Source organism: Nostoc commune NIES-4072, from assembly GCF_003113895.1.
In the GTDB taxonomy this organism is placed as follows: domain Bacteria; phylum Cyanobacteriota; class Cyanobacteriia; order Cyanobacteriales; family Nostocaceae; genus Nostoc; species Nostoc commune.
On sequence record NZ_BDUD01000001.1, the window covers coordinates 680910 to 694952 of the forward strand.

General features: G+C 41.3%; 13 protein-coding genes and 1 tRNA gene. 3 read left to right on the forward strand and 11 right to left on the reverse strand.

Annotated elements, in window-relative coordinates:
* Positions 1-97: 97 nt before the first annotated feature.
* From CDC33_RS03015 to CDC33_RS41870, 3 genes are all read right to left on the reverse strand, one after another.
* Positions 98-1135, reverse strand: a complete 1038-nt coding sequence (locus tag CDC33_RS03015; RefSeq protein WP_109007237.1) for a hypothetical protein — start codon at positions 1133-1135, stop codon at positions 98-100.
* Between the two features lie 10 nt (positions 1136-1145).
* Positions 1146-1391 (reverse strand): hypothetical protein, encoded by a 246-nt coding sequence (locus tag CDC33_RS40155; RefSeq protein WP_094352238.1) that lies wholly within the window; start codon positions 1389-1391, stop codon positions 1146-1148.
* 391 nt (positions 1392-1782) lie between these two features.
* On the reverse strand, positions 1783-2109 hold the full coding sequence (locus CDC33_RS41870) for a transposase family protein (RefSeq protein ID WP_439956585.1): 327 nt from the start codon (positions 2107-2109) through the stop codon (positions 1783-1785).
* Positions 2110-2459: 350 nt separating this feature from the next.
* Here CDC33_RS41870 and CDC33_RS03030 point away from each other — a divergent pair, with 350 nt between their 5' ends.
* Complete coding sequence (locus tag CDC33_RS03030) at positions 2460-2792, forward strand: hypothetical protein (RefSeq protein WP_219929997.1); 333 nt, start codon at positions 2460-2462, stop codon at positions 2790-2792.
* On the opposite strand, the gene CDC33_RS03035 is transcribed toward CDC33_RS03030, so the two are convergent.
* From CDC33_RS03035 to thrC (CDC33_RS03050), 4 genes are all read right to left on the reverse strand, one after another.
* Entirely contained in the window at positions 2789-3025 is a 237-nt protein-coding gene (locus CDC33_RS03035; RefSeq protein ID WP_109007238.1) for a hypothetical protein, read from the reverse strand. The two genes, CDC33_RS03030 and CDC33_RS03035, sit on opposite strands and share 4 nt — an antisense overlap.
* Before the next feature lie 317 nt (positions 3026-3342).
* Positions 3343-3413 (reverse strand) — tRNA-Cys (locus tag CDC33_RS03040).
* Between the two features lie 299 nt (positions 3414-3712).
* Entirely contained in the window at positions 3713-4303 is a 591-nt protein-coding gene (locus tag CDC33_RS03045) for a chromophore lyase CpcT/CpeT (RefSeq protein ID WP_109007239.1), read from the reverse strand.
* A gap of 237 nt (positions 4304-4540) precedes the next feature.
* Complete coding sequence (thrC, locus tag CDC33_RS03050; RefSeq protein ID WP_109007240.1) at positions 4541-5632, reverse strand: threonine synthase; 1092 nt, start codon at positions 5630-5632, stop codon at positions 4541-4543.
* Positions 5633-6506: 874 nt separating this feature from the next.
* Between thrC (CDC33_RS03050) and CDC33_RS03055 the strand changes: the two genes are divergently transcribed.
* A complete protein-coding gene (locus CDC33_RS03055) occupies positions 6507-6698 on the forward strand; it encodes a hypothetical protein (protein WP_109007241.1) in 192 nt (63 codons plus the stop codon).
* A 100-nt stretch (positions 6699-6798) separates the two neighbouring features.
* On the opposite strand, the gene CDC33_RS03060 is transcribed toward CDC33_RS03055, so the two are convergent.
* Both CDC33_RS03060 and CDC33_RS03065 read right to left on the reverse strand, forming a co-directional pair.
* Positions 6799-7032 carry a BTB/POZ domain-containing protein gene (locus CDC33_RS03060; protein WP_244919121.1) on the reverse strand — a complete coding sequence of 78 codons (234 nt, stop codon included), beginning with the start codon at positions 7030-7032 and terminating at the stop codon, positions 6799-6801.
* A gap of 186 nt (positions 7033-7218) precedes the next feature.
* Positions 7219-9375, reverse strand: coding sequence for a hypothetical protein (locus CDC33_RS03065; protein WP_181373875.1), 2157 nt, complete (start codon positions 9373-9375; stop codon positions 7219-7221).
* 289 nt (positions 9376-9664) lie between these two features.
* Between CDC33_RS03065 and CDC33_RS03070 the strand changes: the two genes are divergently transcribed.
* Positions 9665-11314: an iron uptake porin gene (locus CDC33_RS03070; RefSeq protein ID WP_109007242.1), complete on the forward strand. Its 1650-nt coding sequence runs from the start codon at positions 9665-9667 to the stop codon at positions 11312-11314.
* Positions 11315-11744: 430 nt separating this feature from the next.
* Here the strand turns inward: CDC33_RS03070 and CDC33_RS03075 are convergent, their stop codons facing one another.
* On the reverse strand, positions 11745-12020 hold the full coding sequence (locus CDC33_RS03075; RefSeq protein ID WP_109007243.1) for a ubiquitin-like small modifier protein 1: 276 nt from the start codon (positions 12018-12020) through the stop codon (positions 11745-11747).
* Between the two features lie 80 nt (positions 12021-12100).
* Entirely contained in the window at positions 12101-13411 is a 1311-nt protein-coding gene (thrC, locus tag CDC33_RS03080; protein WP_109007244.1) for a threonine synthase, read from the reverse strand.
* Between the last annotated feature and the right edge of the window lie 632 nt (positions 13412-14043).

Consider the following 14043-nt stretch of genomic DNA (forward strand, 5'->3'; position numbering starts at 1 on the left):
GGCAAGGGAAGCAGGGGAAGCAGGGGGAGATGAGGGAGAAGAACTAATAGATCATACCCAATGCCCAATGCCCAATGCCCAATGCCCAATGCCCAATCTAACGAGAACTACCCTCCAATATCATATTGGAGTCCCAAGTATAGAAGCCAATTTGGTTAGGAACCCTAGAGAATCTGCCTGTTCGATAGCCTCTAGATAATTCGTTCAGCACCTTATTTTTGACCTCTCGAAGTTGCTGAGAATTTAGTTCTCCATAAATTCCGGCGATAACTTCAGCAACGCTGAAAACTTTACCTGGATTTTCTTCAAACAGAGAGGTGAGGGCATCAATTAAGAATTGACCCTCAAAGGCTTTAAGCATCGGTACTGCTTTTGTTGGGGGTATAAAAGGCTTCTTGTTTTTGTTTTTGATGCTCCTAGAAGCACCATTACGGTTACTTGGGGCTACCAAACTTAGATCCAGAGTATAACAACCTGGCTCATCAGGAACAGTTACCCAGTAATTCCTTTCCCTGCCTTGGGTGAGGGAAGATTGAACCCGACCTTTAACTACTTTGAATAGATTAGAATCTAACTCTCCATAAAGCGATCGCACGATAAAATCGATATGACACACAGTACCTATTTGCTCTTGCAATAGCTGTTTTATGGCTTCCATTCGGGAAACAGCGTGATTATACTGGGGTAGCATGGGGATTTCGGCTACCTTTGTTAAACTATCGTTGTTCTCTGGAGCAATCTTTGGATCTGGCGATGTAGTTGAAGGTTGGTTCTCTTGTGTATCAACAGCAGAAAAAGAATTATCGATCTCTACCAAGTCTTTGTTTGCAAGTTCTGACTGTACAGACTCCACCAGGTTGATTTCGTCGATGTCATCAAGAGGTGATAAAAACCGCAAAGAGCTTTCTTGGGACACATCTGAGGTTTCATCAGCCGCCGTCAGACTTGATATCTGCTTGCTGCTATCAGAAAAAGACCAGTTAGACAACAACGCTTCTACATGATCTAGCTGCGATCGCGCCTGCACAAAAAGGCGTTCATACTCTTCTGTAAGGCGAGCATAATAGTCTCGCAATTCCAACAATGGTGAGAGAAAAGTACCTGGAGGTGGTTCTAATTGTCCATTTTGAGTCATAAGGGTTTAATCAATTTAAATCGATGTCACTTTTGTAAGACATTGCTCTGGGTTTTGCTTTGTGAGATGCTGGCTGGGATTTCTTAGGCGCTTGGGGAGGGCGACATCTCTCACAATATAAGGGTCGAGGCCCAAAAGTCTCGCGCTTTGTCAGATCGTTACACTCTTTACAGACAAACTGGAAAACACGAGTATGAATCTGTCTTTTGTGCGCCCTGACAGTATATTCTCTAACATCAATGAATTTACTTGCCATAATCAGGATTGTCAATTGCTCTCGTATCAATGTCCTATCAATATAGCTATTCAAGCAAATCAAGCTGCATCAGTGTGTGTTTATGTAGAAGTTTTATTCAATTCAGTGAATTTGACACCTATCATAAAGTGCAGATGAGGAACTTGATAGTTAGTTATTGACTATCCTCTCAGCATATAATTGTTCAGTACTCAGCACTACTGAACTTGATTATGTAGAGGTGGTAATTGAGAAACTGGAACACACCAAATTTGACGCTTCTCAGTACGATGATGACCTTTTTCCACCCGTTGATCGTAACTATGGGTAATCCCTGAAAAACCTCCTTGCAAATGCTGCTCAAACCAGTCTTTAACTTGTGTATGAAGCGTAGGATGATTGGCTTTAAGCGCTAAAATATAATCCGCTCAAAAACTCGGCGAAATGTATCTGCACAGGGGATACCTTCAGGTAATTTTAAAAACTGCTCCAACCATTCGTATTTACTCAAACCATAATTCTCCATGTCCTCCCATCCACGAGATCCTGCAATTACTGATAATATTGCAATGATTAAAATATCTGTTAATAAATGCACACGGTTTCTTTTTACACGGGGGTCTTTGATTTCGCTAAAAATTGATTCCATCTTTTCTGTTAACGCAGTCGCATTCGCTATACTCAATACCTTTGAGTTTTTAGCAAGAGAATTATTAGGAGACTTGAAACCCGATACCATGAGACTTACACTTATGTATAATAAACAATTTGCTTATTAGCGTACTACTTAAGGTATTTAATGCTCAAATCCCATTCACTCATACATATCTTAGTCAAATAATCTGTATTTTTAGCTACAAAATGAAATGCGCTTACCCTGGATTTAACAGTGAACAGTGAACAGTAAACAGTTATCAGTGATCTATTTATCCCTGGGTTTAAGTCCCCCACCTCCAGGTGGAATGCGTTGGTGGCGGGTCTAAATCCCCCACCATACGCCTGATAACTGATAACTGATAACTGATAACTGATTTAAGACATCTGAAAACTACCTTGGGTATGGATGTTTTACGCTGTAAAACTCCTTCAATGGTACGCAAAGAAATTTATGTTTATTTACTTGCTTACAATCTACTTCGTGGTTTGATGTGGTCGGCAGGTACTACTTACGGTACTCCCCCGTTACGCCTGTCACTGCAAGGTACTCGCCATCATTTAAATAACTTTATTCCCGAATTGTTAGCTACTTCTTCAACAAAACGTCAGCGAATTTATCACACTTTACTAAAAGTTATAGCCCACAAGGTTGTTCCCGATCGCCCAGGTAGAAGTGAACCACGAGTCCGCAAACGTCGCCCAAAAATTTACCCCTTGATGACCAAACCCCGGCACGAATTACGAAAGCAATTCCAAACTGCTTAAACCGCAAGTGTTTCGGCTTTTCTTAGTGCCATTCGATCTAGGGATAATAAATACTCTTTGATTAACCCCTGAACTGCCTGGGTGTCTCTGGACTTCTGTAGCATCTCAATGCCTTCCCGGACTAGCTCAGATGCACTCTGACCACTTCTCAGGCTTTCCTTTTCTAACCACTGAAGGGTCGATTCCTTCATCCGAACCGCTATCTGTTTTGTCTGTACTTTCTGCCTAGCCATATTCCTGTATACCAAGTGGGATGCTTACAGGTATTTAGTCAATATGAAATATCAGTATAATCTGCACTTTCAGACTATCCATATTAGTTTTACTTATATTACATAGCCTATGACATTAAACCACTTAGCTACTAAGTATTTGAGGCGATCGCTAGGACATTAGGGGTAATACTGGTCAGCCAGATATGCCAAACAGAGGCAAACAGGGTTAACCCATTGGATGTCTAAAGGTAGACTGGGGCTTTGAATATCACTTTGAATATCATTTACCCCAGTTATCTGTTTTTTTGATTGCCCTAAAAGGCTGAAACCCTTAAAGGCGGCACCCGGATTTGAACCGGGGGTGGAGGTTTTGCAGACCTCTGCCTTACCACTTGGCTATGCCGCCACAGCACAATTCCTCTAACTACTTTAATCTTTATAAGATACCTTAGTAGCCATAGGGCGCTAGTTAAACCATGATAGCATAGGATTCTGACGTAGAGATAGTAGCTTAACTAGAGTTTCTGGTAGTCTTTAGGCGATCGCTAGATGGACATCATAAACCAAATCCAAAGTTTTTCAGGTAGAGATAGTAGGATGATAGTCTTTATGCGATCGCTAAAGAGTCCTGATCCAGGTTGACTATAAATAAGTTATGAGTTATGAGTTTAAATTCCTCACTCCTAACTCTTAACTCCTCACTTCTTACACCTTGACTTCATCGGCAAAACTACCCCATCTGACAAAGTGAAATGGCCCGGCGATAGAACCCCACAGATGTTCATCAGTGTCTAAATCCCTTCCCCGGTCGAGGCTGTAAAATTTTTGAGCGTCAATCTCAAATTCGTTATCCAGATAAGTATTTTTGCCGTCACGAACCACAATGCAGCATTTTCCAGGTTCAACCCTGCCTTTAAAGCTGTTACCTGTCCACTCTACAACCATATTGCAACCTGACATTTTTTCCAATTGGTCAACGGATAAACCTTTTAAACGTTCAGGATCGCGAGATGCACCGTAAAATTTTTGTTCTTCTTTAACCGTGTAGTGTTCAATAACAATGTGGTTTTCTGCCGGAATCAACTTCATTACCCTCATCCGGTAGGGTTGATTGAGCATAAAATCATAAGCTTGTTCTAGAAACAAACTTACTCCTGAGAACAATTCCAACGGAAGGGGACGGATACACACGCGAATGTGGGCATAAAAAGGCGGATTTTCAAAAGCTTGTTCTTGATTACTAAAATCAGCTGCCATCCACCGGGCTAAAGTGGCAATATCAGTAGAATGAGTCACGTCGCTTCCCTCCGAATTCAAAATTCAAAATTCAAAATTAATAACCCCCATAAATAAATTTAGAGGTTTATATCATGAGTCTGTTTTGGTCATTACAAGATGATCGACTAGTGTTTGAAAATTATCTAGAATTATTTTGACACTCTCTAAACTGAAAAATCCTGGCTATGATACCTCTGGTGAGGTTTAGCTACGCAATTTTTCAATTAGCTATTACGATCGCGTTTAGTTCCATGCTTAAAATCCCATTGCTTCGGCTACTGCACCCAGTTTTGCTGCAATACCCTGTTTAAATTGACTGTGATTGTGTTTAATGGCTGTATCTGGGTCTTTTAGACCATTACCGGTGAGGACACAAACCACTGTCGCCCCTGTAGGAACTTGGTCTTTCACTTGCAACAATCCGGCTACAGAAGCGGCGCTAGCAGGTTCGCAGAAGATACCTTCTGATGCTGCCAAAAGTCGATAAGCGTCGAGAATTTCGGCATCGGTAACGGCGTGGAAATTTCCCTGACTTGCGGTTTGGGCTGCGATCGCTAATTCCCAACTCGCAGGGTTGCCAATCCGAATTGCTGTGGCTAGGGTTTCGGGATTTGCTACTGGCTGACCGGTCACTAAAGGGGCTGCACCTGCGGCTTGGAATCCCATCATTCGGGGTAAGCGATCGCACTTCCCATCTTGATGATATTGACAAAAGCCCATCCAATATGCTGTGATATTTCCTGCATTCCCCACGGGGATACACAGCCAGTCTGGCGCATCACCCAGCACATCGACAATTTCAAAGGCTGCTGTTTTCTGCCCTTCTAGGCGGTAGGGATTGACGGAATTTACCAAAGTCACTGGATAGCTTTCAGCCATCTCGCGGACAATTTCTAAGGCTTGGTCAAAATTCCCTTTAATTGCCAATACTTCTGCACCGTACAGTAAAGCTTGGGCTAATTTACCCAGCGCCACATAACCGTCGGGAATCAGCACAAAGGCATTCATACCCCCACGCCTTGCATAAGCGGCGGCGGCGGCTGAGGTGTTACCCGTACTGGCACAAATTACTGCTTTCGCGCCTGCTTCTTTGGCTTTGGAAATTGCCATAGTCATCCCTCGGTCTTTGAAGCTGCCGGTGGGATTGAGACCGTCATATTTTACAAAAACCCGCACTTGTCTGCCAATGCGTTCTGCGATCGCAGGCGCTGGTATTAGGGGTGTGTTACCCTCCAACAGAGTTACAATCGGAGTTTTTTCGCTGACAGGTAAATATTCTCGATAGGCTTCTATCAGTCCGGGCCAGGGTTGGCGATGAGATTTAGCAACAGACAGGCTCAAAGTCACGGGATTTAAAATTTTTTAATGTAAAGGATTGGATATTTAGAAAGGCTCGCATAGGGAAGGACAGAATCGGGAAGAGGAAGAAAACGAATTTTTCTTTACCAGTTTCCAGTTAAGAGTCCCTAATTCCAAAAGAATATTATTTAAGAATATTATTTTTTGTGGTGCAGGCGTTTGATTTTGCCATTTTTATTTTATTTTGACTGTCAGTTTATCATAACCGCCACGGCGAACTAGGGATGCTGACAAAGCGAAAAATGATAGACAAATCTGTGAGACTTACGTAATAACCCTCTGAAACACTTATTCTTACTTTGCAAAAAGCTACTTTTGTATCAGACGCTCTGCGAAAAATATATGTATAATTTAGCAATTTGAATTTAAGTTATCTAGTCAAAAATACGTATTACTATATGTTTACTTTGCGGTAGTTTTATCCTTCTCATGACAAAGACGCTCTTGCTAGCTTGCTTCTACGTTTGCGGAGTATGCTCTAGGCAAGTAGTACCAAGACTCTAAGACTCTACACGAACGGCAAGTGCTTTGCCCTACATTTTCTCGTTATTCGGCGTAATTTCATATAATTTACAAGAAGCATTTTACGTAAATTTTTCAACAACATCAAGAAAAATTAATACAACTAGAATCGGCAGGCTATTAATTAAGTATTGCTAAGTACTATTGAGTGGACGGAAGCTTTGCACACTTCGGGCAATGTTTTGTGAGGAACACAGCCATTACGATCGCTGTCTCTTATGATTGAACCTGAAAACCATTAGAGTAATTGATTGAAAATATACAATATTTTAATAAAGCTTAAAAAAGCAATATTATAATATTGCTAATGGTGTGAGTTAAGTTTTGGATTTAATTAGCGATGCCTACTTGTTTACCTAGTGTTTCCGATCGCGAGTCCCACGCTAACTGGGTCAGTAAATTAACCAAGTCTTACTATCAAGACGATCAGCAAGCTAAGTTGATGCATTTACAAGCAGAGGTAGACTCTTTATTACAGCAGTTAGAAAACCTGAAGCAGCAACGTCTAGCCGAAACCAACCAAAAAGAATAATTCAATTTTGGAGATAGCGATGTCTAAGACGGGCTGCGCCTACGCTTTTCCCCTCTCTAATCTAAATTTAAGTGAGGGGTAAATTTGAGTAAGGGGCGTGCTATTCAAAGCGCTGATTTTTCTCTGACCAGCGCCTCAAACTGTAGTTATGAGGATTTTCTACTAATAAAGCTAAGGATTGCACCCCTGAAAGCTTGGCGATCGCAGATAGTCTTTGTAAGTCATTTCCTGTAAAATCAGTGTAAATGACTTCATTGCTATCAGACAAAATTATAGTCCGGTCACGCCGTTGCTCTGGGTTTTCCCCCTGACTTTCAGGTGTAGGCTGATTCAAAGATGCTATTGCACCTGCTGAAATAGTCAGTATTATTTCTGGTTGAGCATTATCAAGAAAGGCAGAAGGCAGAGGGCAGAGGGCAGAAGGGATTTATCTCTTCTCCGAATGCCCGAACCTTCTGGGCGACCAAAGGGAGCCAAGGGTTTAAGACCCCCACCAAATTTTCAATTTGGTGGCTCCCGTTTAGGAGGGGTCAGAATCCCCTTCTAAACGGAACCTTCTGCCTTCTGCCTCCTGCCTTCTGCCTTCTTCAATTGTTAAATCAATCACTTGAACCGGCCAATCACCCAACTTTTCCTGCATCTGCTCAAAATTAGGAATAGCACCACCCGGAACTTCATCAGATTGCTGTAAAGATTTCCACACACTCGATAAAATTACCTTCACCCCTTGGGGATTTTGTTGATGCAGTTGTTGTAGAGTGATGGGAGATGGTTGTACCCATTCCAGTGCTGCATTTGTCAAGGCTAAAGGTTTGGGTTGAAAAACATCGTTTTGATTCTCTGGGATTTTTGGGCCAGCAGCTAATAGGCGCAAAACTTTACCCCGTAGTTGCACCGCTTTGATAGCGGCTATAGTAATTTGTTGTTCTCCATTTGGTAACCAGACCACAATTTGAATTTCTGGGTCAGAACTAATTCCCAAAGTTTTCCATAAAAATTTGGCGGTGTCAGTTTTGGGTGGGTTGAAATTCTCAAAAGGTGAATTTAGCCAGCGTTTACCGTCATGAAATGCACTTACCTCCACCTGATACCATTGGTTATCTGTGAGTTTCAAATCTGCTGAGGAATTTGGTTGCAGCCATTCACTACTGGTAACTTGAGTGATTGGTTGGACTGTACCAACAATTTCACTAGGGTGAGTAGAAGATATTTGCGATGTACCCTCACTATTAAGTCTGGCTAACAGACCTTGAATATAGGCAAGATTATCTTTTGTTATTTTTGGTTGCGCCTTTAACCAAGAATTAGCATGTTCTTCTCCCTGCTGAACTTTTAAAATCAAGGCGAACCAAGCTTGCACCTCTAGTCTATTTGGGTTGACTCGTAACGCCGCCACTGTGCGATTCCACAATCGTTGTTTATCAACTTTGAGTAGGGTAGCAATTTCTTGGGCGTTATGTGGCGATGCTTCAAACACCTGTAAAGCCTTCCCCCAGCGACCATCAATCAAATCTGCCAGCACTTCTTGACTAGGACTTGCCCAAATTTTCTCGGCTTGGGTTTTAGTAAGTTGAGAATGCAAGCGAATCAAATCCATTTGTGCTTGTGCAGCCTCTGGCAAAACTCCTTTGTGCTGTTTCTTGATGAATTTTAACCATTCCCAGGCTGGTGTCCACAGTCCACTACGGGCAATTGACAAAGCGTTTTGGTATGCCGAATCCTTGAGGGCTGCTGAATTGAGAGTAATCGCCTCCAATTGAATTGGTTTGAGGAATAACTTTAGAGGCTTGACTTGGTAAACTTGAAAGTTCGGTTCTAAACCTATAGTTTGATCGAGAACTAACTCTTTTGTACCATCACCAGTTACCTGCCGCCATTTGGGCAATTGTCCATTAGGACTAGTCCAAGACAGCATTTGTAGTAAATTCCGGCGTTCTGGATTGTAGTAGACGACGTAACCGTAGCGGATTGCAGCAGTTCCTTGTTGGCGTTGACCGTGCAAATCAAACCAAACCCCTGGTGATGGTGTCGCACCTTCAAACCGTTGCACTTCAGTTAAAGGTAGGGGAATGCTGATATCCTGGAGTTCTGATGTCCCATCAAGCGAGGAAATTACAAAGGATTCATCTGGCCCAGTTACAGGTAATTGAGTTGCTAGATAGTAGTAATTTTCTGACTGAGATTTAAACTCTAACTCTTCTGAGCGTTCATAAACCCTGAGTTCCACCAGTTCTTCACAATCAGATTGACAATTAGCACGCTGTTGAAAAACTGGCAATAAAAATGAGTTTTTCGTATTTTGATTTAAAGGCAGAGTTTCCCCAAATATTTGGTTTTTTCGACTCAAATCGAGTTGAATTTGTTTAAGAGTTTGGGGGCGTTCGTGATTACCAAGGGGGATTTGTACCCATGCAGGTAAAATTTTATTTAGCCAGCTTACCTGATCTGGATTGAAGATGAAGAGAACACTAATCCAGGCAAAAGCCATAATTAGACTAGCACTACTGAAGAGAATTGCGTAGGCGTAGCCCGTCGTAGACATCGCTAGCATTGACGACAAGCAACTTCCCCGTTTTAGCTTTTTCTGGCGTTTTTTAACGACGCGTTTCACCATACCTGCATGAGGTTTATTTTCTTTAGAGGTTTTTGGCGTCAGCTTGCGTGGGCGATTTTGCATAGATTAGGGACTGGGGGCTGGGGACTGGGGACTGGGAACTGGGGATTAGGGATTGAGAAAACTCTTTCCTAGTCCCCATACCTAATCCCTAGTCCCCAATACCTAATACCCTGTTATACTCGTCCTTTCAGAAGTTGCCCAGAAGGATTAAGTCTAATTTGGGACAAAATACGTAAATTTTCCCATGTGAATGCTTGATGATTGCGAATACACTTTTCACTTAAGTATGTGAGCAGAGTTTAAAAAGTTGAAAAGTATACTTATAAGCCACAGTCATAGCAAAATCTGGATGCTCGCATGGTTACTAATTGCGGGAGTAAATGGAGTTTCACAAAAAGCACTAGCACAAAAATACACAGGAACTACTCAGGCGCAGGAGAGTATAGATTTAAATTCTTCTTCCCTCTCTCCAGTAAATCCGATGGCACAAGTTACATCGGTTTCTCAACTTAAGGATGTACAACCCAACGATTGGGCATTCCAAGCATTACAATCTTTGGTAGAACGCTATGGTTGTATAACTGGCTATCCAGATAGCAGCTATCGCGGTAATCGTGCCTTAACTCGGTATGAATTCGCGGCCGGAGTGAATGCTTGTTTAGATAGAGTCAACGAATTAATCACTACAGCCACCAGCGATTTAGTCACCCGCAAAGATTTAGCAATATTACAAAAATTGCAGTCAGAATTTACCCCTGAAATAGCAACTTTGCGAGGTCGTGTCAATAGTTTAGAAGCCAAAACTGCCGAAATCGAAGCCAACCAATTCTCAACAACAACCAAACTCAGTGGACTACTAATAGTTGGTATTCAAGGACGGACTAGCAATCGTGGTGATGTAAATCCTAGAGATGGACAAAAAGAAACAGATGATGCAGGGACAAACACTAATGTCATATCCCTGGCGCAACTATATTTAACTAGTCAAATCACTCCCCGTAGTTATTTATTTACAGGTCTTTTAGATGGTAAAGGAAAAACTACACCTAGATTTACCAATAGTGTTTCCCGGAATGATGTTTTACTTGGTTACGAATTTCCTACAGATAGCTTAATTGTAAGTGACCTCAATTTTCATTGGCTGGTGACAGATAAATTAGCAGTAATGGTGGGAACAGAAGGCGTAAGTATGCCAGCTGCTTTCCGAGGCCCCAATCGGGTAGAAAGTGCTGCAACAGGGCCATTGTCTTATTTTGCCCAAAGAAACCCAATTTTAAATATGGGATACGGTCACGGTGGTATAGCTATTGATTGGCAATTTGCTAAACGCGCTAGTATGCAGGCAATTTATACTAGTTATCAACCAGGAAATCCCGGTAAAGGTAGCGGTTTATTTGATGGAACCACCACTACAGGTGTGCAATTGCTGCTGACACCAACCAATACTCTAGATTTAAGTTTATATTACGTTAATAATTACTCTTCGGATGGTTGTTTACTAACCTTTGTTGGTGATGAATGCTTAACTACAGTTAATACCACTACCGGAAAATCAGCACCACTGCAAACTAACGCCGTAGGTGCGACTGTAACTTGGCAAATTTCTCCCCGCATTAGCGCAGGTGCATGGGGTGGTTATACTAAATCTTATATTCCTGGGCAATCCGGAAATGTAGAGACAACAAATTATATGGTGTTTCTGAATTTCCCTGATTTATTGAAGAAAGGAAATTTGGGGGGAATTTATGTCGGTCAACCTCCTAAAATCACCAGTAGCAACTTACCTGTAGGGAATAATGTTCCTGATTTTATCAATACTGGTTTAGGACGTGCAGGTGGACAACCAGGAACGACCACTCAAATTGAGGCATTTTATCGTTTTCAGCTAACAGATAACATCAGCATTACACCAGGAATAATTCATATTATGGAGCCTGGTCACACACCAGATAGTGATTCAGTTACCATCGGTATTCTGCGGAGTACTTTTCTTTTTTAATTCCGCTTGCATATAAATATTATTTAACTTAAGTATTGATAAATACTTATAGCCAACTCACCATAAAACCCAATGAAATTTCTTTTTCAATCCCCCATACTCAATTTACTATACACCATGCCGCATTTTGAGTAGATATAAAAATAAGGTTTGGCAGTGAACCAAACCTTTATATAAATCCAGTGCATAACAACATCCCGAATTAATTTACTCATTATTTATTCATGGGGCATGAAATCTGATACAAAATTCCTCTAGTATAGCCGAATACTAAAATATAAAATAAATAAATCTGCCATAGCCTATAGCCAATGGCAGATTGATTAGATGTTAAATTCAATAAAATAACTAGAAGGATTTTTACTTTCAGAACTTGCGTTAAAGCGATTTTTCCAACTAGCAAGCAAAATAAAAGACCAGATAAATAGTATTAACCACCGGCGACAGCAGGAACAATACTTACTTCATCGCCATCTTTCAGTGCTGTGTTTATACCATCTAAATACCGGATATCTTCGCTATCGACGTAAAAATTTACAAACCGACGTAGCTTTCCTTCTTCATCGCACAACCGCGATTTTATCCCAGGAAAGCTTTGTTCTAAAGAGTCTAATAATTCAGCAATGGTGCTACCGCTAGATTCGAGAGTAGCTTGATTATTAGTCAAATTCTGAAGAGTCGTAGGAACTAAAACTGTTACAGCCATAGAAGTACAAAGTGAAAAATGAGGAGTGAGGAATAAACTTAAGAGTTATGAATAAAAAACTCATAACTCTTAACTCATAACTAAACGAGGACTTGTTGCCATTCCAAGCGATCCAGAGTACGCGATCGCTCTAGCGCACGTTCAAAACTATCGAGTTTCGCATCAATAGTCAAGGGTTCGCCAACGTAGCCTTGGATTGCTTCTTGAGTTTTCAGACCATTGCCGGTGATGTAAACCACAGTGGTTTCATCTGGATCTATTTTGCCAGCTTCTACCAGTTTTTTCAGCACGGCCACAGTTGTACCACCAGCTGTTTCTGTGAAGATGCCTTCGGTTTCTGCCAGCAGCTTGATGCCATCAATAATTTCTGCATCATTGACTGATTCAATGTTACCACCAGTTTTCTGAGCTAACTCTAGAGCATAAATGCCGTCTGCTGGATTACCGATCGCTAACGATTTAGCAATTGTATTCGGTTTTACTGGCTTAATAAAGTCGCGTTCTTCTTTAAAGGCTTGGGCGATAGGTGAACAACCTTCAGCTTGAGCGCCACTGAAACGGACGCTCTTGTTTTCTACCAAACCAACTTCGATAAATTCTTGGAACCCTTTATAAATTTTTGTAAAGAGTGAACCAGAAGCCAAGGGAGCAACAACATGATCAGGTAGTTCCCAGCCTAGTTGTTCCGCAACTTCAAAACCTAGCGTCTTAGAACCTTCAGAGTAATAAGGACGCAGATTAATGTTGACAAAACCCCAACCATGTGTATTAGCAACTTCTGAACAAAGGCGATTTACTTGATCGTAGTTGCCCTTGACAGCCATTAGAGTGGGACTGTAGATCAGGCTACCGATAATTTTACCGGCTTCTAAATCTGCGGGGATGAACACACAGCAGTCTAAACCGGCATGAGCTGCGATCGCAGCTGTAGAATTTGCCAAATTACCAGTGCTAGCGCAAGAAACGGTAGTGAAACCCAACTCTCGCGCCCTTGATAGAGCAACTGAAACTACCCGATCCTTAAAGCTAAGGGTGGGCATATTAACGGCATCATTTTTTATATAAAGCTTATTTAGACCCAGGCGACGGGCAAGGCGGTGAGAACGAACCAAGGGAGTCATACCCGTTCCCACATCTATAACATTGTCGGTTGCGACAGGCAAAAAGGAACGATAGCGCCAAATTGAATTGGGCCCGGCTTGAATTTTTTCACGAGTGACAGTCAAACGGAGGGCGCTGTAGTCATACATGACTTCTAAAGGGCCAAAACATAACTCACAAACGTTACTGGCTTTGAGTTCATATTCCGCACCACATTCCTTGCACTTCAAGGCTTTAAAGTAGGCAGTGCTGGTTTGGGTTTGGGTTTGGGTTTTGATTGCCTGAGTCATAAACTAGCTTTCCCTGTTTGTCTTTTTGCGTTTGTCTGTCTGCTGTCGCCTGATACTAACACGAGCAAAAATACCCGTCAAACATACCCGACTAAAAGTATCGGGTATTCTTAGTGTTGAAAAAATGATTTCTGTAAATTTTTATATTCACGAACGTTATAAAAAGTATTTATACTTATTTGAACATTGTTGCAAAATCAAATAATAGCTTCAGGTACTCAGTCTTAACACTGATCTTTAATATGATTAAATTGCATCATATCTATGATGAATTTGCATTTTTTGAAATCACTATCCAATTTTAAGTGATCTAGATCACTTAGTTAAGCTTCTATTTTTTTATCTAAATGACTCCACAAGCTAGTAAGCATAGATGACAGCAAAAACTCAAAAGTATTTCCAGATATAAACTTTAGTGTTTTGAGCATCTGAATTAATGCCCTAAAATTGCCGTATGTGTTGCCAAAATAAAGTTATTTTTTCAGCTTTGATGCACTCGATTCATCGCTAAAAAAATTAGCTATTTATACGGAAGTTTTTTTTTGCAGCCAAAGTTACATTTCTACTTACATCGACGATTCAGCAAAACACAGTAGTTAAGTTACCCATATTTGCGATCGCTAGCTTTGATA